Origin of the sequence: Psychroserpens mesophilus (assembly GCF_000826645.1) — a bacterium.
GTDB classification, from domain to species: Bacteria; Bacteroidota; Bacteroidia; order Flavobacteriales; family Flavobacteriaceae; genus Psychroserpens; species Psychroserpens mesophilus.
Genome location: NZ_JXJP01000001.1, coordinates 455,182 through 478,847, shown reverse-complemented (window position 1 = coordinate 478,847; position 23,666 = coordinate 455,182). Strand labels below are relative to the sequence as shown.

Genomic DNA, 23,666 nt, shown 5'->3' with positions numbered 1-23,666 from the left:
GTTAGTTTTAAACGGTAAGTTACATTAAGCCATACTAGGTTTTCTACCTAATTCTTTTAATTGCTGATAATGCTCTGAAATGGCTGTCCAAATAGAATTGTATTCATTGTAAGGTAAGCTAAACTCATGAGCCGTTTCTCTTACAATTTTAGCTATATTTTTGTAATGTACGTGACTTATATTTGAAAACAAATGATGTTCTACTTGTCTATTTAATCCTCCTGTATAAAACTCAACAATCCAGCTTTTAGGAGAAAAATTTGACGTCGTAAACAATTGGTGAATCGCCCATGTGTTTTTCATATTACCATTCTCATCTGGCAAAGGCATTTCAGTATTTGGCATAACGTGGGCTAGTTGAAAAATCACACTTAAAATAATTCCAGCAGTATAATGCATAATTAGAAATCCGATTAACACTTGCCACCAAGCATATCCTAAAGCAATTGGCAAAACTACCCAAATAGAGTAATACAATATTTTGCCAATGATCAGCTTTGTCCATTGTGTCGCAGGATTAGGAAAATCGCCATAAGACAACTTACGTTTTAAGTAAATGTAAGTTTGTTTAAAATCTGTTGTAATTGCCCAGTTAACGGTTAACAATCCATATAGGAAAAAGGCATAGTACTTTTGATATTGATGAATTTTCAACCATTTAGAGTGCTTAGAAAAACGAATTATTCTTCCTGCATCAATATCTTCATCATGACCTTGAATATTTGTGTATGTATGATGTAAAACATTATGTTGCACCTTCCAGTTGTAATCGTTACCAGCTAAAATGTGAATACTACTTCCCATCAATTTATTAACCCATTTTTTACTCGAAAAAGAACCATGATTTGCATCGTGCATCACATTCATTCCTACTCCTGCCATCCCAATACCAATAACCATCATACTAATAATTTGCAACCAAACAGGCAAATCGATTGTTAATAAGAGTACAAGTGGCCCGAGTAATAATGTAAACATGATAATGGCCTTTGTATAAAGCTTCCAGTTTCCTGTCTTTTTAATATTATTTTCTTTGAAATAGTTATTTACGCGCTTGTTTAGTGTTCTGAAAAATTTAGCAGAATCTGTTCTTGAAAAAGATAGCGTTTGCTTTGTCATAGTTATGGTCTTTTTTAGTACTAACGAAAATTAAGTAGCCTTCGTATGAAGTAGCAAATATAAATAATAAAATCTGCCGTAATGCTAATAAAATGGTAAAAATATACACATAAAAATGCATACTTTTGTTGAAAATTCCAAACGATGCAACTCATAAAACAATATTTTCCTGATTTAACAGACTCGCAATTACATCAGTTTGAGCTGTTAGAAAATTTATACAAAGACTGGAACTTAAAGATAAATGTAGTATCTCGAAAAGATATTGACGAATTATATTTACGCCACGTCTTACATTCACTTGGAATTGCCAAAATAATTTCATTTCTACCAAACACAAATGTATTAGATGTTGGTACTGGTGGAGGTTTTCCAGGTATTCCTCTGGCGATTTTATTTCCTGAAACTCAATTCCATTTAGTAGATAGCATTGCAAAAAAACTAAAAGTTGTCAATGAAGTTGTTGAAGGTTTAGGTTTAACAAACGTAAAAACGTCGCATGATCGCGTTGAAAATATTGATGAGCAATTTGATTTTATTGTAAGCAGAGCTGTTGCTGTCATGCCAACGTTTGTACATTGGGTGAAAGGAAAAATAGCTAAAGAGCAAAAACATCACCTTAAAAATGGCATACTATATTTAAAAGGAGGCGACTTAACTGAAGAGTTAGCAACTTACAAAACTGCTACAATTTATAATTTAAGTGATTATTTTGAAGAAGATTTTTTTGAAACGAAAAAAGTGGTTCACTTACCTTTAAAGTATAAGGGATAAAAAAAGCTCTGTTGATCAACAGAGCTTTACTTTTTTTTTAAAAACTTATCTCTTAGAAAGACGTTGAAAGGTTTAAAGATAAACCTGTGTTTTCTGGTACAATTCTACATACACCACCAACACAAAATAATCCACCACGTTGTCTTCCATAATTAAGTGCTACTCTGGTCGCTCCTTTTGTATAGCTTCCACCGAAATTATAATAATGTATTTGTTCTTCTTCAATATCATTTCCATAATTATAGATGTCTGACGCATAAAAAGCAAGATGATTATTTACAACATACTCCAAAGTACCACCAGCCCAATTTTTAAAACCTTCTTTAGCGGATAAATGCTGTGCTTCAAGTCGTATTGAGCGTCCTTTGCTAAATTTCCTGGTCGTTTCTACCACGAAAATATTGGAATTTATTTGTTCATCATCTGGTATATAGGAACCTTCAATGGCTAAGTTTTTATTGATTGCTGTATTTTGGTAGAAAAATACACTACTCCAGTCTTTAGACCACTTCTTCTTAATTTCGATATTAATATCTTTATACAATTTTTCTCCAAATTTTAAAAACTCACTTGTATAGGATGAATTTGCCTGATCAAAAGTAGCATCCAGAAGTGACCAGTAAGACATATTTGCTGTTAATTTCGTACCATATTTACCTCCAAGAGCTGAACCTCTTTTGAACGTATAATACATATCAAACTGACCTCCTATTTCTCCTGCTTGTCCACCATAATTTTGAATAAAAAGAGCAGATTGCGCTTGATACAGATAAATGTTAGACAATAAATAATCTTGTTGTTTTGTTAAGGCTGGAATAAAATTAACACTACTCATTCCAAAAGGGTTATTACCTGGTTTAAGTAAATCACGTTCAGAGAAAAAAGACATGTTTTCCAAACGTCTGAAAGTACCAGATAAACCAAAACCTTTAACAGTATAACCTGTGGTTAATAAAATGGCACTTCCATCAAAGTATTTCCCTTCAATAATCTTTGGTTGACCTAAAGACGCTGAAGAAAACACAACATCTTCACCTTTTATCGAATATTCTGAATTAATAAAAAACTTTCCGAAGTCAACATCAAATCTAAATGCATAAGAGTTTACTAATTCTGGAAAGTCTTTATCGTCGAAAACGTTCGTGGGATCAAATTCATCAACAGGAGCAAGAAAATCTTCATTTTTACCAACGTAGCTTGCTCCAAAGTTAAATCTGGACAAACTTTCAATATTAAATACTTCTTTTAAATCAATACTTACATCTAGACCAAATACGTCACCTTCAGAATGTTCAAAACCAATTCTATTATTACCATACAAAGCCGTTAAATTTAAATAATCGGTTGGCATATATTTTATGCGTCCACCTCTTATGGCATTGTTAAGACCTAATTGTCGTTCTTCAAAAGCTCTTAATAATAATCCACTACCAAATTGCTCATAAAAATGACCTGCTGTAATATCCAGTTTTTTATTTTTAAAGTTGATGTAGTAATTGGTTATATCTGTACCTCTGTACTCAGGAAAATAACTTAACAATGGTAATGGTTCATAGCTTTCTGCCTGCAAACCAACCGTAAAATTATCTAAAAATCCATAGTCTAATCTTAAATAACTATTAGCTCTTAAATGTTTATTTTTAAGTGCAAAATCAGGAATAGGATCATCGAAATCTCCCAAACCTTTATCATTAACATACCATTGCGCATTAGATTCAAGGCTACCAGTTAAGTTGTTTAAAAATTGTTTGACTATTGTCTCGTTCTCTTCGACTGTTTCAGTCTCTGTCTCTGTTTCTGTATCTTGTGCAAAACCTAATATAGGGAATATCAGCAAAAATAAAACCGTAGTTCTTTTCATGTAAAAATGTTGATGGGTTGGTTTTTAGATTTAAGAGTGTTTTTTGATTTCTTCAAAAAGTTCTTCTTCAGAACCTGGAGTATATCCTGAATGTCTATGAACAATTTCACCGTTCTTTATAATTAAAGTCAGTGGTATGGTAGCAGCTCCTAATTCTCTTTTTAAATCATTATTAGTATCGAGTAGTATTGTAAAATCCCAAGCCTTTCCATTAACTAAAGGTTTTACTCGGTTCACAGTTCTGGAGTCGTCTACAGAAATCGCAAAAACTTTAACATCAGTTTCATCTTGCCAATCAACATAAACTTCATTTATGGCGTCTAATTCATTCTTACATGGCACACACCATGTTGCCCACAAGGAAACTACAATAAGCTCATTCTCTTCACTTATTTTTTTTAGTGTCGTTGTATTTCCATCTAAGGTTTTTATTTCGGCATCAGGTAAATTTTCTTGAGCTACAAGGCTGAAGCTAACCGCACAGATTAGTGCAAAAAAAAGGTGTTTCATTTGTTAATTATTATAATACTTGATAAAATTAGTGTTTTATTTTAGAAAATTTTAACAAATATGTTATAAATTGCTGACTTCTAAATTTAATATCCTAGATATTCAGTTTTTTATTAACTATTAACAAAACACATACCAAAATGAAAATTAAAAGTATCGCAAAACAATTATTGGCATTATCACTCGTGATTTTTGCATTTGCCTGTAGTAGTAGTTCAGATGACGGAGATGGTTCTTCTGCTCCAACTTCCATAACGATTACCACTGCTACAAATTCTTCATCTGTTTTTATCGGAGAACCTGTGACTTTTACTGTTACAAACAACTTAGGAAATAATGTAACATCAAATTCTCAACTTAAAATCGAAGAAACCATAATCACAAATCCATACACCTTTAATGCTTTAGGTGATTTTACAGTTACTGCCACTAGTGCAGGTTTATCTAACTCAATTATCATCACAGTAGTCGAAGCGCCAGAACCAACAGCTTTAACACTCACTTCAAATGCAAATGAATTTTGGTACGATAGCGGAAGTGCACAATTTACAGTGATCGATAATTTTGGTAATAATGTAACAGGTCTTGTTGAATACAACGCCGAGTCAGGCACATTAAATAATCCAGCTACGTTTACAAGTGCAGGTACTTATAACGTTACTGCAACTTTTACATTACAAGACAACAGTACAATAACGTCTAATACCGTTGAAATAAAGGCAGTAGAATCAACACATACAACTAAAGTAATGGTTGAAGATTATACTGGTACATGGTGTCAATATTGTCCTAGATTAGCATACGCTTTAGATCAAGCTGTTGCAGCTAACAACAATATTATTCCAGTTGCAATACATGATGATAACGATATGCCTTACCCAAATGTTGACGTATTACTTACAACATTTGGAATAACAGGATTCCCTTCAGGAAGAGTAAACAGAACCATTAACTGGAACGAATCAACAAATCAACCTGTTAGTCTTTTAGCCAACAGACAAAACATGGGATTAGCAATAAACTCATCGATTTCAGGTAATACTATTTCTGCTGAAGTAAAAGTACATTATGATTTGAAGCCTAGTTCTCCTAACAGACTTGTCGTTTATTTACTAGAAAATGGTTTAGTGTACCCTCAAGTTAATTTTTACAACGGAGACCCTTCAAGTCCGTTTTTCCAACAAGGAAATCCAATAATGGATTATGTACATAACCATACAGCTAGAACAACCTTTACAGATGTTTTTGGCGATACAATTCCAAATTCAGAGGCAACTACAGGAAATACGTACACTGCTAACTACACGTTAACTGTTCCTGCAAGTGTTCAAAACACAGCTAATTTAGAACTTGTTGCGTTTACTGTAGGACCAGACAACAAAGTATTAAATGTTCAAAAAGCAGATTTAGGAGAGAATAAAGATTTCGACTAATATGTTTTAAAATCTAATCTTAAACATTAGATTAACTAATAACTAAGCACATATCAAACCTGAACAATAATGGTATTGTTCAGGTTTTTTTAATTTCAATATTTAGTTGAAAAGCAAACTATTATCCAAAGCAAAGCGAAGAATCTCAAAACTCAAACAAAGCCTTAAGTTTGTGCAAGACTTATTTTGACACTAGTTTCGTTCTGTACTTCAAATGATCTTGTGTAATCACATCAAGTACATATAATCCTGAATCTAAATCTAACGGTATAACAGTTCTTCCTGAAAGTGAATCAATGGTTTTATTGAATACTACTTTTCCTGTAATATCAACGATAGTAATTGACGCTTCATTAATTGTGTAGCTATTTATAATAACGAGTTCGTTTTCAATTGGATTTTTTTCAATTTTGATAAAATCATCACTTCTAAGTGGTGAATTAGATAAAGTTTCTTGGATAATTTCAGTTAATGCAAAAGCTACATTAGCATTCGTAAGCGTAACATGTGGTTCATTATCATCTGGCATATACCAATTAACAAAAGGCGTGTCATTTGTTGTGACTCCTGCCAGTGTATCAAACCAGTTAATTTCATTGTTGGTCGTATTCAAAGCCATAGCACTCACACTTGGAATAAAATTAAAATAATCAGTACTCAAAGCACCTAAAAACTCTCCAACAAGACCTCCAGTATCTAAATCTGTGGTTAAACCAAGAATATCAAAAAGCCCTCCAGAAGCAGCATCAATTCCATCAGAATAACTATACGATGCAGCACTGGCATTGTTAATTCTGTCATTAGCTAAAGGAAACCACCATGCAAAATCCAGATGTACTTTACTCATTTCTATTTGTGTTCCTGCATTAGGCGTAAAATAGGTTTCAACTTTTAAATCTGCTCCTGTCATGACATTTATATTGGCATCTAAAATTTGACTTCCAGGTAATAAGGCATTCGACGGACTAGCATTATTTTGATAACGATTATTGATTCCGCTTCCGTTTATAATAGATACGTTTCGAATGAGTTCAGGATAGCCTGTTGCAGTTAGATTATTCAATCTATAATCAAATACATCTTTGAAATAATACGGCTGTGGCAAGGCTAAAGCACTGTTAAAGGTCACACCATCACTATTTGTAATATGAGATTCAAATTGATCGGTTAGCATTTGCCTGGCCGCAGGAGATTTTAACATGCCATCTATTATAGGTTGCAATTCTTCAACATTTTGATCTCCTAAAATCCAGAAATCATCTAAACCAAAAGCTAAAAAATTAAACTGATGTTGAAAACCAATAGGCACATTTGCGCCATGATGAGGCGCATCAAATGATATCCAAAGTCTGGTATCGTGATTCATGTTTTGGTTTTCCATATAATTAAGTGCATAACGTGAAATGAGGCCTCCCATACTCGGTCCAATAACAACGTTTTGTTCGTTTCCAATTTTGTCAGTATTAATCAAGTTTATCAAATCGACCAGCAACATCGCGTTGCGTTCTATAAAATCTGCACCACCATCAACAACAGCATTGTCCTGAGCTCTGACATATATTGGGAAATTTAAAATAATAACATCAAACCCTTCTTCTCTTACAAGATCTCCTAAATTAGACGTTCCACTTCCATCATTAAAGTTTAACAAATCATAGATACCTGTAATTGAACGACCATCATCAGGATCAAAGCCATCGACTAAAAATATAGGTTTATCGAGAACATTATCAGCACTCAAAAACAGCTCGTACTCACCAGTCCCAGGATAAGAAGTTGTTACACCATAAGGCGATAAATCTGGAGTAATGCTTGATGTAATTGTTGTTACTACTTGACTGGATCGTGAATATAGATCTTCATTAGAATAGGTGATGTCAATAGTCGAATTTCTATATAGCACCTCTCCAGTATCCAATGTGATTTTAAAACCAATTAACTTCTGACCTGCATCAGAATAAGTTATTGTGATGTTTTCATTTAAACTCAAAGTTCTAAAGTCATTACCATCATTGAAATCGACTTCTACAGACAATATAGAAGCTTCAGAAGTATTAAAAATGTTTGAAGACGACAAATTGAAAGTCGTTTGTAGTCCTTTATGTTTTGCACGTAGAGGCGAGGCAACTGTAAGATACTTTCTTTCAAAAATAGAAGAACCATCATTAATTAAATAGCCTTGAGCATCTTTATAAACCGAATTATTCTGCATGGCTTCATCTGTAATCATTTCATATTCCGAATGTAAAATAGCTAGAGGAATAGCCTTTGTGATATAACTTTGCTTACTTAACATTTTTAAATGTTCTAATGGCAATAATCGCTTATCTAAATCTCCTTGCGACATGGCTTTATAGGCTTGATAAAATGCAAATACATTTATTGCTTTTTCATTGTAATTCTGAAGATTTACAACAGGAGATTTATGAACCAAAACGGTAGTTTCCATTTTAGAAGTGTCAAAGTTTAAAAGCGGATCTTTTTTATCTTGAGCAACAACGGAAAGTGACACAAGTAATACAAGTGCGAAGTAAAATTTTTTCATCTTTGGCTGATTAGTTTTCATAAATATACGAAAATCATTCAACGAAAAAACCCAAAACAATTAGCTTTGGGTTTGATACTTAAGATGTTTGGTAATATTTTATTCTCCCAAAAACGGATATCTGTAATCTGTAGGAGTAACAAAAGTTTCCTTAATCATTCGTGGAGATACCCAACGCAATAAATTAAGTGCACTTCCAGCTTTATCATTAGTTCCTGAAGCTCTTGCACCACCAAATGGCTGCTGACCAACAACTGCTCCTGTGGGTTTGTCGTTAATGTAAAAGTTTCCAGCACAATTTTGTAAGGCCTTTGTCGCTTCTTGTATTGCGTATCTATCAGTTGCTAAAACAGCTCCAGTTAAGGCATATTCACTTGTTTCATCTACTAATTTTAGTGTTTCAGAATATGCGTTTTCATCATAAACATATATGGTAATTACAGGACCAAATAACTCTGTACACATGGTTGAGTATTTCGGGTTGGTTGTAACAATTACCGTTGGTTCAATAAAGTAACCTTTGCTTTTATCGTAATTTCCACCAACAATAATTTCAGCATCACTATCGGTTTTAGCCTGATCGATATATTTGGCTAATTTATCAAAAGACCCTTCATGTATTACAGCAGTGATAAAGTTCTCTAAATCTGCAGGAGAACCCATTTTAAAAGACTTCACATCTTCAATGACATAATTTTTAACCTCATCCCATAGGTTAGAAGGCACGTAAGCACGTGAAGCTGCACTACATTTTTGTCCTTGAAATTCAAATGCGCCTCTTGAAATTGCAGTTGCAACCTGTTTAGCATTTGCAGTTTTATGAGCTATGATAAAATCTTTCCCACCTGTTTCTCCAACAATTCTTGGATATGTTTTATAGTTATGAATATTGTTTCCGATTTTTTTCCATAATTCTTTAAAAATAAAAGTAGAACCTGTAAAATGCAATCCGGAAAAATCAGGACTATCCATTATAGTATCAGTTATCATTACAGGATCCCCAAAAACGACGTTAATAACTCCTGGAGGAACGCCTGCCTCTTCAAAGACATCCATGATGACCTTTGCTGAATATATCTGACTATCACTAGGTTTCCAAACCACAACATTACCCATCAATGCCATACAAGCCGGAAGGTTTCCAGCAATTGCCGTAAAATTGAATGGTGTAACTGCATAAACAAATCCTTCCAAAGGACGATATTCTAATCGGTTCCATGCATCACTTGTGCTTTCTGGTTGCTCATGATAAATATCAGTCATGAATTGCACATTAAATCGCAAGAAATCTATCAATTCACATGCTGCATCAATTTCCGCCTGATGAACTGTTTTTGATTGCGCAATCATTGTTGCGGCATTAATTTTCGCTCGGTATGGACCTGCGATTAATTCGGCAGCCTTTAAAAATATGCCTGCACGTTGCTCCCAAGGCAAATTAGCCCATTCATGTCTTGCCTCCAAAGCAGTAGAAATAGCCGATTCAACGTGAGTTTTCTCAGCTAAATGATATGTTCCAACAACATGCTGATGGTCGTGCGGTGCCGACATGGTTTTAGTGTCTCCTGTCGTTATATGTTTTCCATTAATGTATAAAGGCACATCAATGTGTGAATTCCACATTGTGCTGTAAGCTTCTAATACTGCATCACGTTCTGGAGAACCTGGAGCGTACGATTTTACAGGTTCATTTATAGCTACTGGTACGTTGAAAAATCCTTTTCCCATCTTAAATATTGATTTAAAAATTGGTTATTGTTTTGAAGTTGCAAAGGTACAATTTTTTGCTAACAATCAGATTTAACAGGTATTAAATGGAAGTTAAAAAACTGCATTATTTTTTGTAAGTTGCTTGCTTTAATTGTTATATGAACGACGGAATTATTCTCACACTCGCCTATCCAGAAACCATAGTATCTCATGCTGAAGAATGGTATTCTCCGTTCCTGAAATATTTGTTTGTGGGAAACAAAAAGCATGTCAGAGCTGGACATGCCGCTTTAGTACTTATTGACAAATCTACTGGTATTTTAGAATATCATGATTTCGGCAGATACATCACCTCATCACCTAACGGAAGAGTCAGAGGTCGTGAAACAGATTTTGAACTTCATTTTCCTATCACTGCAGACCTAGCCCATGATAAAATTAAGAATATTGAAGACATTCTAAAATTTTTAGCTACGCATCCTAAATTAACCCATGGTGACGGAAAATTATATGCTTCTGTATGTAATGCCATTAATTATAAAAAAGCGAGGCAATATATAACTGCTCAACAGAACATTGGTTTTATAAGATATGCAGCTTTTATAAAGGAAGCTTGTAATTGCGCTCGATTCGTTACCGATAGTCTCATTGCGAGCCTAACAGATACCACAATTAAATCAGCACTTATAAAATCAAAAAAATTTACACCTAGCACTATCGGAAATGTCGTAATTGCAGATACTGAAAATGACGTTTACGTGGTTTCTGAAACAGGTGACATTAGAGAATTCAAGTCTAGTGTCAGCAAAGAAAATAGACTTTTATTCTTGGATGGCTTAAAAAATTATAATCCTAGTCTCATTGGTACTCTCGAACCAAAACATAATGATACCAAAAGCGACCATGCGCAATGGCTTAGTGGCATAGCAGCTGGTGCTTGGTTTGAGATTCATGGTCTTAATAAACAAACAGAATTTAGATTTCGAAGAATTTCACCTTACGGTCATATTGATTGTGACGGCATTTACAGGGTAAATTCTGAATGCTTTGATATTTCAGCTGACTACCAATTTATACATTATTCTAACTGCCGCTTTTTCCACATTAAGCAGAATGATAAAACCTACAGATTTGAATTTCAGGAAAACTTTAGAATTAGTTAAGCGCAAAGGGAGCACTTAATTTGAATGAAGGAATAATCACCTTAAATTTATTGGTATTTGTAAAGTTTACCATGTTATAATGACCTTGCATCGCTCCAAAAGGAGACGTCAGTAAACATCCCGAATTATAGGTATGTGATTCACCAGGCTTTAAAACAGGTTTTTTGCCGATAACGCCTTCACCTTCAATAATTTCAACATTATTGAGGGCATCTAGTACTTTCCAGTATCTGGAATTTAGTTGTACAGAATCTTTACTTTGATTTTCAATAGTTACTTTGTATCCAAAAGCGAAGTGCACTTTATAATTTTTATAAAACGTACCTTCAAATGTCGTTTCGACAGAAATTTTTATACCACTTGTAACTTGTTGAACCATCTAAGAATTTAAATTAAGGCTGTAAAAATAGCTAAATTTTGAGTTAATATCAGCGTTTTTTTAAAATTATGCAAAATTTTAACATGAAATCGCATAGAAATATAGTTTAACCTATAAATCTTTAGAATCAACAAAGTCTTCTAATACTTTAAAGAACAAAATGATATCTTTTTCTTCAACTTGAGTATTAATAGTGACCAATCTCACAAAAGTATTGCCTCTAAATGTTCCGTAGCCAACCATTAACTTGGAATGCTCATAGAGTTTGGTGCATAGGGTTTTAGCAGAAATTCCTTTATAATTAAAACACACTGATATAGAATCATCAAAACTATATAAGGTATAATCTGAATTAGATTTGATGTAAGTTCTTGCGACCTCAGCCACATAAAATTGATGATCTACGATATGTTCGAGTCCCTTAGTTCCGACAGACTTCCAAAGCGTCCATAGTTTCAAAGCATCGTTACGTCTTCCACATTGCAGTGACGTTTTACCTAAATTAAATGCATCATCATCGGTTTGATATAGATACTCTGCATCATTAGAAAATGATTGATATAAATGTTTTTTATCTTGGGTAACAATGATTGAACATCCCAAGGGTGTTCCCAACATTTTATGAGCATTTAAACTAAAAGAGTTTGTGAATTCAATCCCGTTAACTAAATGCTTATAACGATTACTAAAAATTACAGAACCACAATAGGCGCCATCCAAATGCAGCCATAAATTATGAATTTTACAAACTTTACTAAGTTGTTCTACATCGTCAAAAGCGCCCAGAACCGTTGTTCCTGCTGTAGCGTTTACAAAAAACGGATGGTATCCCTTTGCAATATCTTCTTGGATTTGAAGTTCTAAAGCTTCAGCAAGCATTTCCCCTTTTGCATTTGTTTTCACCGATCGAACTTGATGACGACCTATACCAACAAATGATGCGTTTTTTGTTACGGAATAATGAGAAGTATCAGACGTATAAGCAATTAATTTACCCGAAACACCTTCATTTCTAATAGAAGCATCAAAAGCATCTCTAGCCATTAACATCGCCATATAATTACACATCGAACCACCAGGTGCTATGGTGCCATCGCTATGGCTTCCGTATCCAATTCGATCACAAATGTTTTGTAAAATTGTTTTCTCAATTCCAACATGCACTCCTGCCACTTTGTAAGTGTACATACTATTATTGAGCATAACTGCCAGTAAATCACCTAATGTTGATCTCGAAATTCTTCCGCCAAAAAGTTGGTTAAAAAATGCTTTTGAAGCTGTTTTAGGCGTACTTTTTATTATGTCTTTAAGTGTACCAACAAATGCGTCATCAACGGTTGGTTCATCTCGAAGTTCGAGATCAATAGAGTCATAAAGCTTATTGGTATCTATAGGTATTGCAACAGGTTGATTAGCTTCTTCAGAAATTAAAAACTCAACGAGTTCTGTAAACAATTTTAAGTCGTCCTGCATAGGTGCTAATGATTCTATAATTTTGGCTTTGTGTAAATTTATCCTTATTTTTTCGGAATATTATAATAATCCCATTCAAATTTATTGATCGCATATTGAAATCTTCAGAAAATATTCAAGAACTCATACAACTGTTGTCGGAATCTTCAAAAACACATTACAATACGATACTTAATAGTTTCAATTTTGATACAATAGATTTCAAAGACTTTGAAAGTTGGTCTTCAGAAAAATATACTAGGAATTGTATTTTTAAAGACCATCAGTTTGAACTGATTTTATTATGCTGGAATAAAGGACAAGAAACTAAAATACACAATCACAGTAGTGAAGATTGTTGGGTATATTTGCTTAAAGGCGAAATGGAAGAAGTGTTCTATTCGTTAGATAATTCTAATTGCCTTAAGGAAGAGTTTTCACAAACAATAGTGCCTCATCAATTATCATTTATGAATGACAACTTAGGGTTTCATAAGCTGAGAAATAGTTTTGAAGGACAATCTTTGAGTTTACATGTGTACGCGAAGCCTATTGAGCAGTGTGATTTCTATTGTGAAACTTCAGAACAATTTATTGAAAAACAACTTAGATATGACACATTTAAAGAACTCATTTCAACTTCTAAAGAAACCTTTTAATTAGAAATATCTACAGAACTTGCTTCTCCAAAGCCAATCAATTCATCATATCTGGCTCCAAGATCTCTGTAATATACGAGTACTTTATAATTATTTTCAGTTTGCCAGAAATTTCCACTAATACGACCTTCGTCTAAATTTCCTTTGGAATCAACAATGACATATTTATAATTGTAAAATCCTTGTTTGAGTCTAAATACGGCTTCATAAAAATTCTCTTCCTCATTAAAAACCATTCTGTTGATTTCTTCAAGTGCATAATTATTGAAATTACCATAGATATAAATTTTGCTACCATCTTTAAGTTCTGGATAAGCCAACGCAAAATGTGTCATGGTATAATCGGCTTCAATATCAACATCCTCCACATCGATTGCAGTTACCAAAAAATTACCATTAATATCAGGATTAAAGGTATAAGGTTGGGACGCTCTTTCAGAATTTACAAACAAATAATTATGATAAATATCTTTCAAATCAATATACTGAACACCAATATTAGCTGCTCTAACATCTTTATTTTCAAAAAATCGAAATTCATTTCCTGCCCAAAATGCAGTCTCATCTGTATATCTGTAAACCAGTTCTTTTCCTAGAGTATATTGTGGTTTCACATCTTTAATTGCTGTTCGTAAGTTGTTGTTTTGTATGATTAAGGTATTTACGGTTTGAAGTGGATTATTGAGATTTAAACTATTCGAATTTATGGAGATATCTACGCTTTGCTTACCTGCAATATACCGAACATCTCTAGATCTTTTAACAGAAACACCAACACCAACTTTTTGTTCATATATCATGAATTTTCGAGTAAACACTAATTCTCTATCGTCATTAAAAATTGAAATCATATAATTCCCTGTTTTAGTTAATGCTCTCGTTTGTGCATTAGGAATTTGTAAACGATAATGAGAATAGAGTTGATATGCATTGTAGGAGTTTCTATAATCAACGATTCTATAATCATCAAAACCGACCATGTACTCCATTTTTACAAGGTTAGATTTTGTCCAATCGTAATTGTAATGTTCTATCGTATAATAGAAATCTGGCTCAGTAGCTACTAATGCATCAAATTCAAGATAAAAAGGCTCATTCAATCTTAAAATTGGCAACTCCCCTTGAGGTGTGTTTCTACTTTTAAAAGTAATGGTTTTAATATAATCTGGAGGATTCATTTCTTCTACTTGAGCAATCAAAAACAATGGAAAGCAAATAGTGAATAAAAAAAGCGTATTAAATTTCATTTAAGATAGTTTTACGAGTGAAAGATAAACAAAATTCATGCCTTTTTATAGAGTCTTAACGGTAATTTAATGTTTATTGGATATGAAATCAGTGACCTTTGAAAGCACTCAATACAATTGCCGTTGCTGTTGCTACATTTAAACTTTCCGTAGCTTTTAAATTTCCAAAACGAGGAATTCCTATTTTCCTGTTGACCAAGTGTTCAATTTTTGAAGAAATTCCGTTGGCTTCATTTCCCATGACAATAATGCCTTTTTCAGGAAATGTTTGGGAATAAATACTTACGCCATCCATAAAAGTACCATATACTTCAAGCTTAGATTGTTTTAAATAATTTTCAAGATCTACATAAGCAATCTGAACTCTAGTTAACGAACCCATTGTAGCTTGCACTACTTTTGAATTAAAGCAATCTACGGTTTCTAAACTACAAACAAGTTGTTCGATACCAAACCAATCACATAATCTAATAATCGTTCCTAAATTTCCAGGATCTCTCACATCATCAAGAGCTAAAATCAATGACGAATCAATTATGGATTTTTCTTGAGGCATTTTAAAAATAGCCAGTGCAGTATTTGGAGTTTTTAATGCACTAATTCTTTGGAGATCTTTAGGAGAAATAAGTTTTGTTTCTACATCAAAAATGGAATCTGTAGCAAACAATTGATATAACTCAAATTTAGAATCTAAGAATTCACGAATACCTTTTACGCCTTCAACTAAAAAAAGCCGCTCTTGTTGTCTAACTTTTTTCTGACCCAAAGATTTAATTAACTTAATCTCATTTTTTGTTATACTCAAAATGTATTTACTTTTGTGTCTTGTTTTAGATTTTACAAAGTAATACTTTTTTGGTCTATTTTTTGTTATGCTAAAGCACATTAAAACTGTACATTTGAATGACATCCTTGCTATAATTAATTTTTGTTGAAAAAAAGCCTCTCTTACATATCGTTTTTGTTAATGCTCTTGTCATTTGTAACCTCGTGTAATGTCATGAAACGTGTAGGGAAAAATGAACATTTATTAGTTGAAAACACGGTTTTAGTTGATGATAAAAAAGACAAAACTGAAACGGTTAGCAATCTTATCTACCAAAAACCTAATGGTAGTTTGTTAGGAATTCCACTTCGACTTCATATATATAATCTTGCTCGACCGAATATAGATTCTATTTTAAATGACAAATATCGCAATCCGGAACATCCAAGAACATTTCAAAAAAAATTACTTTCACTAAAGCAGTACGAAGCATTAATCAATTCGAAAAAAGGATTTAATACTTGGTTAAAAAAAACTGGCGAACCTCCTGTTATATTCAATGAAACCAAAGCAGAAAAAACAGCTGCAGGACTAAAAAAATATTTTTATAGCAAAGGTTGGTTCAATGTAGAAACATCTTTTGATGTTGAAAAAGACAGTACTCAAAGAGCAACTGTAACGTATACTGTAAATAGAGGGAATCCATATTTTCTTGATTCAATAACTACCAATATTGCTTCTCCAATTATAGATTCTTTGTATCGAACAACGTTTAAACAAAATACACTCATCAAACAAGGTCAGCAATTTGACGAATTGAATTACACAAAAGAACGTAGCAGACTTACTACCGAGTTGAGAAATTCTGGCTTATTCTATTTTGGTCAAGATTATATCAGATTTAATATTGACACCATTTTACCTGGCGACGTTTTAAATACTGAATTAATAATTGAAAACAGAGCAATTCGCTCTGAAGATTCGATATCACGTGTCCCATTTAAAATCTATAAAATAAAAGATGTTAACATCTACAGTGACTATAGATATGAAAATAAAGACAAAACCATTACAGATTCAATTCAATACAATAATTACAATCTTTATAGTTATGAAAAATTAAAGTACAGACCAAAAGCCTTAACTGATGCAGTTTTCATTACCAAAGGTGAAATATTTAGAGATTTAGACAGAACCCGAACTTATCGTTATTTAAGTGAACTAAAAGCATTTAACTATCCAAATATTGAATATCTAGAAAATGAACAAGACACGACGTTAACAGCAAACATTTATTTATCACCAAAAAAGAAATACGACCTGGGATTTGATTTTGATGTGACTCAAAGTAACATTCAAACGGTAGGTTTTTCAATAAGTACTGGACTCATTATCAGAAACGTCTTTAGAGGTGCTGAAACTCTAGAAATTTCAGCATTGGGTGCTATTGGTGCTTCAAGAGATGCATCAGATAGTAAAGATCAATTTTTTGATATTAACGAATATGGTGGAAATTTAAGATTAAGTATTCCAAGGTTTTTTGTGCCTTTCAATACAGATAAAATCATACCAAAATACATGTCTCCAAGCACCAGAATTAGTATAGGAGCAACAAGCCAGCGAAATATTGGTTTGGATAAACAAACATTAACTGGCGCATTTAATTACAACTGGTATCCTTCAAAAAAAGTTACAAATAATATCGATTTGTTTAACGTGCAATTTGTTAAAAACTTAAACATAAATAACTACTTTGGCGTTTATCAAAATTCATATGACCGATTAAATCAAATTGCAAAGAACATCAACTACATTAATAGCGATACCGATTTATCTATACCAGATGGCGCAAATGCTTTCATAAATGATGTATTAAACAACAATACCTCATTAAATTCTGATAACGATAGCTATCAAGATGTTAACAATATAGCTCAACGTAAAGATCGTCTTACAGAAGACAACCTCATTTTTTCATCCAGCTTTAACTACATTAAAGATCAACGAGAAAATCTATTTGATAATGACTTTTCTATCTTTAGATTTAGAGTTGAAACAGCTGGAAACTTATTTACTAGCCTGTCAAAAACACTTAATCTCAATAAAAATAGCAACGGTAAATATGAAATATTCGGCGTTCCGTTTTCTCAGTTTATCAAAACAGAATTCGATTACGTTAAACACTGGGATTTAGGTAAGAAAAATGTTTTTGCAATTCGTAGCTATTTCGGAATTGCAATCCCTTATGGCAATTCTGATAACATTCCTTTTGCTGAAAGTTTTTTCGCAGGTGGCCCAAACGATATCAGAGCTTGGTCTGCTTATAATCTCGGACCAGGAAGTTCATTATCTACCAATGAATTTAATGAAGCCAATATGAAAATAACCTTAAGTGCAGAACAGCGTTTTAATCTTGTTGGACGCTTTAATGGCGCTATTTTTGTTGATGCCGGAAACATTTGGAATGTTTTAGACGATGTCGAAGATGAAGACGCAACATTTGAAGGTTTTAGCTCCTTAAAAAATGTTGCTATAGGTTCAGGGTTTGGTTTACGGTACGACTTTAGTTTCTTTGTATTACGCCTTGACATTGGATTTAAAACATATGATCCTTCGAGACCTGATGGCGCACGCTGGTTTAAAGATTATAACTTCGGCAATGCCGTCTATAACATAGGAATCAACTATCCTTTTTAAACATTTCAACAATAACGTTTGCGTAGACATATTAGGTATCTATTGTACCAAATAGCAGTTATATTATGTAAAAATTATGTATTTTTGATTACTTAATTTTCAACTTAAAAAATCACAACAATGAGTCACAATATTAAAGGTGGAGTTGCTACTGGAAGAGAAGTTCAAGAGATTTTCAAATTAGCGAAAGAAAAAGGGTTTGCCTTACCAGCAGTTAACGTTATAGGTTCTAACACAATTAATGGTGTTCTAGAAACAGCAAAAGCATTAAATGCTCCCGTAATTATTCAATTCTCAAATGGTGGAGCACAATTTAATGCCGGAAAAGGATTAAGTAATGAAAATCAAAAAGCAGCTATTGCTGGTTCTATTGCTGGTGCAAAACATATCCATTTAATGGCGGAAGCTTACGACGTTCCTGTAATTTTACATACAGACCATTGCGCTAAAAAATTATTGCCATGGATTGATGGGTTATTGGATGCCAGCGAACAACATTTTAAAGAGACTGGAAAGTCGCTTTACAGTTCTCATATGATCGATTTATCTGAAGAACCTATTGAAGAAAACATTGAAATTTGTAAATCATACCTTGAGCGAATGAGCAAAATGGGAATGACCTTAGAAATTGAACTTGGAATTACAGGTGGTGAAGAAGATGGTGTTGATAATACTGATGTTGACGATTCAAAATTATATACGCAACCTGAAGAAGTTGCATACGCTTATGAAGAATTAAGCAAAGTCAGTGATCAGTTTACCATTGCAGCTGCATTTGGAAATGTTCACGGTGTTTATAAACCTGGAAACGTAAAACTGACACCTAAAATCTTAAAGAATTCTCAGGAATTTTTATCAACAAAGCACAACTTACCTCACAATCATATCGATTTTGTATTTCATGGAGGTTCAGGATCAACTGTTGAAGAAATAAGAGAAGCTATCGGTTATGGTGTGATTAAAATGAATATTGACACCGACATGCAATATGCATTTATGAGTGGTGTTCGTGATTATATGAGTGAAAAAGAAGCCTATTTAAAATCTCAAATTGGCAATCCTGATGGTGATGATGTCCCTAATAAAAAGTATTACGACCCGAGAGTTTGGTTACGAAAAGGAGAAGATGCATTTGTTGAACGTCTTAAAAAAGCATTTGAAGATCTTAACAATGTAAATACCTTATAAGTTTTTTTTGGGCGTTACCACAAAACTAAAAAAAGGTTTAATTTTGTAGTCAGGCTTTACGCTGTATCTTTTTTTTCAAAAAAAAGGATGCCGCTTCAATCCTTAACGCTATTTAGCGTTCATACTGAATGATATGCTAAATAATAATCGTTATTCATAAATCATAAATCTAAAACTCACAAAGCATTATGGCTTGGTTTAAAAGAAAAGATAAAGGGATACAAACCACTACCGAACAGAAAAAAGACACACCTAAAGGGTTGTGGTATAAATCTCCCACGGGTAAAATTGTTGATACCAAAGAATTGGAAAAAAACTTTTACGTGAGTCCAGAAGATGGATATCACGTAAGAATTGGAAGTAAAGAATACTTCGAAATTCTATTTGACGACAATAAATTCAAAGAATTAGATGCCGATTTATCCTCTAAAGATCCTCTAAAATTTGAAGACACTAAAAAATACCCAGACCGTTTAAAAGCAGCTCAAGAAAAAACAAATCTCAAAGATGCCGTCCGAACAGCTGTTGGAAAATCTAATGGAGAGGACTTAGTTATTGCCTGTATGGATTTTTCATTCATTGGAGGATCTATGGGAAGTGTTGTTGGTGAAAAAATTGCAAGAGCAGCAGATTATGCACTTAAGAAGAAATTACCATTTATGATTATTTCCAAATCTGGAGGTGCTCGTATGATGGAAGCTGCATTATCGTTGATGCAATTGGCTAAAACATCAGTTAAGTTAGCCCAACTCGCAGATGCTGGTATTCCTTACATTTCATTATGTACAGATCCAACCACAGGAGGCACTACGGCATCATTTGCAATGCTTGGTGACATCAACATTGGTGAACCAGGTGCTCTGATTGGCTTTGCTGGACCGAGAGTTGTAAGAGACACTACTGGTCAAGATTTACCTGAAGGCTTTCAAACTTCTGAGTTCTTGTTAGAACACGGATTCTTAGACTTTATAACCCATCGAAAAGATTTGAAGCAAAAAGTCAATTTATACATTGATTTGATAAAAAATCAGCCCTTACGCGCTTAAAAAAAGACCTCAATTGAGGTCTTTTCTTTTAACCTTATGTAATTATTTCATAAATTCGTAACCAACAATAACTCAAACCATTAAGACATGAAACAAAAACTACTCTTTACATTTTTATTGACCTCTTACTTTACTTTTGCACAGGCACCCATTTCTAGCTTTGTAAATAGTTCACAAAAAGCATATGCCATTATAGACTCAACTAACCCACTTGATGAAAGTGCGTCAGGCACAAATGCAACTTGGAATTTCACCTCTTTATCTCCAGTAGGAATCAATACAGACACAAACGTTGCCCCTACATCAGCAGAGCAAACGGCTTATCCTGGAACTACAGAAGTTTTGGTGGTTACAACTAATAGTATGCCACCTACAGAAAGTAAATTATTTATTAGTAACCAATCTGATTTAATATCAATAACTGGTGTTGTTCAAGATCTTTTTACTTTAAATTTTACGAATAATGCAACCTTAGGACAGTTCCCTTTAACGTATAATTTTTCAAATGGAGGAGACACCGTTGGTGGCTCATTTGAAGGTGATGCAAATGGAACAACAGTATCTGGCACAATTTCTGGAAGCTTTGATACCACTGTGGATGCCTATGGCACTTTAAACCTAAACGATTTTGGTCTGGGAGCTTATAACGGAAGTGTTACGAGATTAAAAACAGAATTAGATGTGACATTGCTAGCTTTTGGCATCATAAATATCGGTACAGTTACACAAACATCTTACTTCTATTATGATGATACTGATGGCAACTTAGTATTCAGAACTTCTACAAATGTTATTGATATAGACGCTTTTGGAACCGTTATCAATGAAACCATTAGACTGTATGAAGTTCTTGATAGAAGCACTCTAAGTATTGCTAGTAACACATTGTCACCAAATGAAATGAAATTGTTTCCTAATCCTGTTTCTTCAATTTTAAATATCAAGTTATCTGATGATAGTGCAGTGACATCTGCTCAAATTTTCGATATGAACGGAAGAGCTATTTCAACCATAACTGATAACTTTGAAACTATTAATGTATCTGATTTACAATCTGGATTATACATTTTAAATATTGAAACCTCTAAAGGATTCATAACTAAAAGATTTATCAAGAAGTAAGAAACTTTAAAGTCTTACGAGTAAAAAAGCGAGCCAATTGGCTCGCTTTTTTTATGCTTAATAGTTGGCTTAGTCATGATTTTATTGTTTAGAATGTTTCTTTATTATTAAAAAATAACATATACATAGTATATTTTCTATATTTTATTGTATATTAGTCTGAACAACAACAAACTAATCCTTCCAATAATGAAAAAGATTCTACTTCTATTTCTTTTTTGCATCTCAGCCTTCATTGTAAATAGCCAAAATTTTAAAATTAAGGATGTTCAACTGATTCCATTAGGTGTTTTTAATTCAAATAAAAAGCAAGACAACTTCAATAATGGTGGTATCCATGTTGGTCTTGCTTTAGGTTTTGTGATTTATAAACAAAATTTTCGATTACAATTTAACGCAGGAGAAGATTTGAATATTTTAGGTAGTAATCACGATCGTTTCTCATCCTTAAATCTGTTGTTTGAAGTACATCCAAAACTTGTTAACTGGATGCAAACTGAAGTTTACAGTGGTTTTGGCCTCCATCGTGTTTCTTATACTAAATTTCCATCAGGTACAATTAATAGTACTTACTTCAATATCCCCTTGGGTACACGATTAATGTTCTTATCAAAACATAGATTGTCTTTTGGGTTTCAATTCCAAGCAGAATTCAATCACAACAATAACACCTTTATGTATTCTACAATACTCAGATATAATTTTAAACACACATCTAATAAATAAAACTCATGAAACATTCAATCTTATTCTTAGTAATTACTGCAGTGTGCCTCAGCTGTGGTAACGATGACACCATTTTGAACAGTGAAAGAACCTTACCTCCTATTACCCAAAATGGAGCCAATACATTTGGTTGTTATATTGATAATACTTTATTCATACCTCGAAATGGTGATGGAACTTTTAATAATAGTGATCAAGCCGTTTATTTTATTTCAGGATATCCAGAATTAACTTCATACTACGAATTCGATGTGCATGATTATAAAAGCGAAAAAACAGCAAGTTTGTTAATGCATATCCAAGCGCTTGATGCTAACGGAATTGGTGATTATATTACAGATGAATCTAACGGATTAAGAGGAATCGATGGCATGAACCATACGTATATGCATTGTCGTGTTTGGCGAGAAAATGTCGGGAACTATCAAAACTATTTGTCTTATGAGAACTCTGGCACTATTACCATTACAAACTATAGCCTTTCTAGCCGTTTAGTCTCAGGAACGTTTTCAGGAAGTGTTCGTAATTACCAAGAACCTCACGACACCATTCAAATAACTAATGGTCGATTTGACTTTAAATGGGATACACTAGATGAAACAGACTTCAATTAAAAATAACTCTAATATGTCACGCACATGAAAAATTCGATCTTACTATTGGTACTAACTACAATCTGTTTTAACTGTGGTAACGATGACACCATTTTGAACAATGAAAGAACCTTGCCTCCTATTACCCAAAACGGAGCCAATACATTTGGTTGTTATATTGATAATACTTTATTCATACCTCGAAATGGTGATGGAACTTTTAATAATAGTGATCCAGCTGCCTTGGTCTGGGGAGATCCAAGTGGAAATCTTCAGTACCAAGAATATGATTTACACGACTATAAAAGTGAACATACTGCTAGTGTTTTTTTACACCTTCAAGGTATTCACCAATACGGAACAGACAATTATATCATAAATGAATCAAATGGATTCACGAGTGTTGACGGACTAGACCATACGTATATGCATTGTCGTGTTTGGCGAGAAAATGTCGGGAACTATCAAAACTATTTGTCTTATGAGAACTCTGGCACTATTACCATTACAAACTATAGCCTTTCTAGCCGTGTAGCCTCAGGAACGTTTTCAGGAAGTGTTCGTAATTACCAAGAACCTCACGACACCATTCAAATAACTAATGGTCGATTTGACTTTAAGTGGGATACACTAGACGAAACAGACTTCAATTAAAAACAACTCTAAAATAAAACTC

Annotated in this window: 20 protein-coding genes; 11 read left to right on the top strand and 9 right to left on the bottom strand. The window is 33.3% G+C overall.

The features are described from left to right. Positions 1-24 precede the first annotated feature (24 nt). Positions 25-1,119, bottom strand: a complete 1,095-nt coding sequence (locus TD18_RS02035; RefSeq protein WP_040247738.1) for a fatty acid desaturase family protein — start codon at positions 1,117-1,119, stop codon at positions 25-27. Positions 1,120-1,263: 144 nt separating this feature from the next. Here TD18_RS02035 and rsmG point away from each other — a divergent pair, with 144 nt between their 5' ends. Then, complete coding sequence (rsmG, locus tag TD18_RS02030; protein WP_040247735.1) at positions 1,264-1,893, top strand: 16S rRNA (guanine(527)-N(7))-methyltransferase RsmG; 630 nt, start codon at positions 1,264-1,266, stop codon at positions 1,891-1,893. Positions 1,894-1,945: 52 nt separating this feature from the next. Here rsmG and TD18_RS02025 read toward each other — a convergent pair whose 3' ends face one another. After that, the gene (locus tag TD18_RS02025) at positions 1,946-3,754 is read right to left on the bottom strand and encodes a DUF6029 family protein (protein ID WP_040247732.1); all 1,809 of its coding nucleotides are present in this window, start codon (positions 3,752-3,754) and stop codon (positions 1,946-1,948) included. 30 nt (positions 3,755-3,784) lie between these two features. Next, entirely contained in the window at positions 3,785-4,264 is a 480-nt protein-coding gene (locus TD18_RS02020; RefSeq protein ID WP_040247730.1) for a TlpA family protein disulfide reductase, read from the bottom strand. A 140-nt stretch (positions 4,265-4,404) separates the two neighbouring features. On the opposite strand from TD18_RS02020, the gene TD18_RS02015 reads away from it, so the two are divergent. Next, positions 4,405-5,697, top strand: coding sequence for an Omp28-related outer membrane protein (locus TD18_RS02015; protein ID WP_040247728.1), 1,293 nt, complete (start codon positions 4,405-4,407; stop codon positions 5,695-5,697). A gap of 181 nt (positions 5,698-5,878) precedes the next feature. On the opposite strand, the gene TD18_RS02010 is transcribed toward TD18_RS02015, so the two are convergent. Both TD18_RS02010 and pruA read right to left on the bottom strand, forming a co-directional pair. After that, positions 5,879-8,242: a T9SS type A sorting domain-containing protein gene (locus TD18_RS02010; RefSeq protein WP_160289445.1), complete on the bottom strand. Its 2,364-nt coding sequence runs from the start codon at positions 8,240-8,242 to the stop codon at positions 5,879-5,881. Between the two features lie 99 nt (positions 8,243-8,341). Next, positions 8,342-9,970, bottom strand: coding sequence for an L-glutamate gamma-semialdehyde dehydrogenase (gene pruA / locus TD18_RS02005; RefSeq protein ID WP_040247722.1), 1,629 nt, complete (start codon positions 9,968-9,970; stop codon positions 8,342-8,344). Between the two features lie 140 nt (positions 9,971-10,110). On the opposite strand from pruA, the gene TD18_RS02000 reads away from it, so the two are divergent. After that, positions 10,111-11,115 carry a DUF6695 family protein gene (locus TD18_RS02000; protein ID WP_040247719.1) on the top strand — a complete coding sequence of 335 codons (1,005 nt, stop codon included), beginning with the start codon at positions 10,111-10,113 and terminating at the stop codon, positions 11,113-11,115. Here TD18_RS02000 and apaG read toward each other — a convergent pair. Together apaG and TD18_RS01990 are read right to left on the bottom strand one after the other, a co-directional pair. Further along, on the bottom strand, positions 11,108-11,494 hold the full coding sequence (gene apaG, locus TD18_RS01995; protein WP_040247716.1) for a Co2+/Mg2+ efflux protein ApaG: 387 nt from the start codon (positions 11,492-11,494) through the stop codon (positions 11,108-11,110). The two genes, TD18_RS02000 and apaG, sit on opposite strands and share 8 nt — an antisense overlap. A gap of 111 nt (positions 11,495-11,605) precedes the next feature. Then, positions 11,606-12,967 (bottom strand): pyridoxal phosphate-dependent decarboxylase family protein, encoded by a 1,362-nt coding sequence (locus tag TD18_RS01990; protein WP_040247714.1) that lies wholly within the window; start codon positions 12,965-12,967, stop codon positions 11,606-11,608. A gap of 95 nt (positions 12,968-13,062) precedes the next feature. Between TD18_RS01990 and TD18_RS01985 the strand changes: the two genes are divergently transcribed. Then, on the top strand, positions 13,063-13,605 hold the full coding sequence (locus TD18_RS01985; protein ID WP_052461003.1) for a cysteine dioxygenase: 543 nt from the start codon (positions 13,063-13,065) through the stop codon (positions 13,603-13,605). Here the strand turns inward: TD18_RS01985 and TD18_RS01980 are convergent. Continuing rightward, positions 13,602-14,852, bottom strand: coding sequence for a type IX secretion system plug protein (locus TD18_RS01980; RefSeq protein WP_040247711.1), 1,251 nt, complete (start codon positions 14,850-14,852; stop codon positions 13,602-13,604). The two genes, TD18_RS01985 and TD18_RS01980, sit on opposite strands and share 4 nt — an antisense overlap. A gap of 88 nt (positions 14,853-14,940) precedes the next feature. Then, positions 14,941-15,657, bottom strand: a complete 717-nt coding sequence (locus tag TD18_RS01975) for a TrmH family RNA methyltransferase (RefSeq protein WP_241480628.1) — start codon at positions 15,655-15,657, stop codon at positions 14,941-14,943. 162 nt (positions 15,658-15,819) lie between these two features. On the opposite strand from TD18_RS01975, the gene tamL reads away from it, so the two are divergent. The 7 genes from tamL (at position 15,820) to TD18_RS01940 (ending at position 23,644) form a co-directional block, all read left to right on the top strand. Continuing rightward, a complete protein-coding gene (tamL, locus tag TD18_RS01970; protein WP_084205814.1) occupies positions 15,820-18,315 on the top strand; it encodes a translocation and assembly module lipoprotein TamL in 2,496 nt (831 codons plus the stop codon). Between the two features lie 120 nt (positions 18,316-18,435). Next, complete coding sequence (fbaA, locus tag TD18_RS01965; RefSeq protein WP_040247706.1) at positions 18,436-19,503, top strand: class II fructose-bisphosphate aldolase; 1,068 nt, start codon at positions 18,436-18,438, stop codon at positions 19,501-19,503. A gap of 188 nt (positions 19,504-19,691) precedes the next feature. After that, positions 19,692-20,549, top strand: coding sequence for an acetyl-CoA carboxylase, carboxyltransferase subunit beta (gene accD, locus TD18_RS01960; protein ID WP_040247703.1), 858 nt, complete (start codon positions 19,692-19,694; stop codon positions 20,547-20,549). Between the two features lie 87 nt (positions 20,550-20,636). After that, positions 20,637-21,671 carry a T9SS type A sorting domain-containing protein gene (locus TD18_RS01955; protein ID WP_040247698.1) on the top strand — a complete coding sequence of 345 codons (1,035 nt, stop codon included), beginning with the start codon at positions 20,637-20,639 and terminating at the stop codon, positions 21,669-21,671. A gap of 189 nt (positions 21,672-21,860) precedes the next feature. Further along, entirely contained in the window at positions 21,861-22,397 is a 537-nt protein-coding gene (locus tag TD18_RS01950) for a hypothetical protein (RefSeq protein WP_040247695.1), read from the top strand. 5 nt (positions 22,398-22,402) lie between these two features. Then, positions 22,403-23,011, top strand: a complete 609-nt coding sequence (locus TD18_RS01945) for a hypothetical protein (protein WP_040247692.1) — start codon at positions 22,403-22,405, stop codon at positions 23,009-23,011. 24 nt (positions 23,012-23,035) lie between these two features. Next, positions 23,036-23,644: a hypothetical protein gene (locus TD18_RS01940; RefSeq protein ID WP_152611288.1), complete on the top strand. Its 609-nt coding sequence runs from the start codon at positions 23,036-23,038 to the stop codon at positions 23,642-23,644. The last annotated feature ends 22 nt before the right edge of the window (positions 23,645-23,666 follow it).

Coding starts and splice junctions, on each gene's coding strand:
- TD18_RS02035 (WP_040247738.1), bottom strand. CDS start 1,119: ATGACAAAGCAAACGCTATCTTTTTCAAGAACAGATTCTGCTAAATTT.
- rsmG (WP_040247735.1), top strand. CDS start 1,264: ATGCAACTCATAAAACAATATTTTCCTGATTTAACAGACTCGCAATTA.
- TD18_RS02025 (WP_040247732.1), bottom strand. CDS start 3,754: ATGAAAAGAACTACGGTTTTATTTTTGCTGATATTCCCTATATTAGGT.
- TD18_RS02020 (WP_040247730.1), bottom strand. CDS start 4,264: ATGAAACACCTTTTTTTTGCACTAATCTGTGCGGTTAGCTTCAGCCTT.
- TD18_RS02015 (WP_040247728.1), top strand. CDS start 4,405: ATGAAAATTAAAAGTATCGCAAAACAATTATTGGCATTATCACTCGTG.
- TD18_RS02010 (WP_160289445.1), bottom strand. CDS start 8,242: ATGAAAAAATTTTACTTCGCACTTGTATTACTTGTGTCACTTTCCGTT.
- pruA (WP_040247722.1), bottom strand. CDS start 9,970: ATGGGAAAAGGATTTTTCAACGTACCAGTAGCTATAAATGAACCTGTA.
- TD18_RS02000 (WP_040247719.1), top strand. CDS start 10,111: ATGAACGACGGAATTATTCTCACACTCGCCTATCCAGAAACCATAGTA.
- apaG (WP_040247716.1), bottom strand. CDS start 11,494: ATGGTTCAACAAGTTACAAGTGGTATAAAAATTTCTGTCGAAACGACA.
- TD18_RS01990 (WP_040247714.1), bottom strand. CDS start 12,967: ATGCAGGACGACTTAAAATTGTTTACAGAACTCGTTGAGTTTTTAATT.
- TD18_RS01980 (WP_040247711.1), bottom strand. CDS start 14,852: ATGAAATTTAATACGCTTTTTTTATTCACTATTTGCTTTCCATTGTTT.
- tamL (WP_084205814.1), top strand. CDS start 15,820: ATGCTCTTGTCATTTGTAACCTCGTGTAATGTCATGAAACGTGTAGGG.
- fbaA (WP_040247706.1), top strand. CDS start 18,436: ATGAGTCACAATATTAAAGGTGGAGTTGCTACTGGAAGAGAAGTTCAA.
- accD (WP_040247703.1), top strand. CDS start 19,692: ATGGCTTGGTTTAAAAGAAAAGATAAAGGGATACAAACCACTACCGAA.
- TD18_RS01955 (WP_040247698.1), top strand. CDS start 20,637: ATGAAACAAAAACTACTCTTTACATTTTTATTGACCTCTTACTTTACT.
- TD18_RS01950 (WP_040247695.1), top strand. CDS start 21,861: ATGAAAAAGATTCTACTTCTATTTCTTTTTTGCATCTCAGCCTTCATT.
- TD18_RS01945 (WP_040247692.1), top strand. CDS start 22,403: ATGAAACATTCAATCTTATTCTTAGTAATTACTGCAGTGTGCCTCAGC.
- TD18_RS01940 (WP_152611288.1), top strand. CDS start 23,036: ATGAAAAATTCGATCTTACTATTGGTACTAACTACAATCTGTTTTAAC.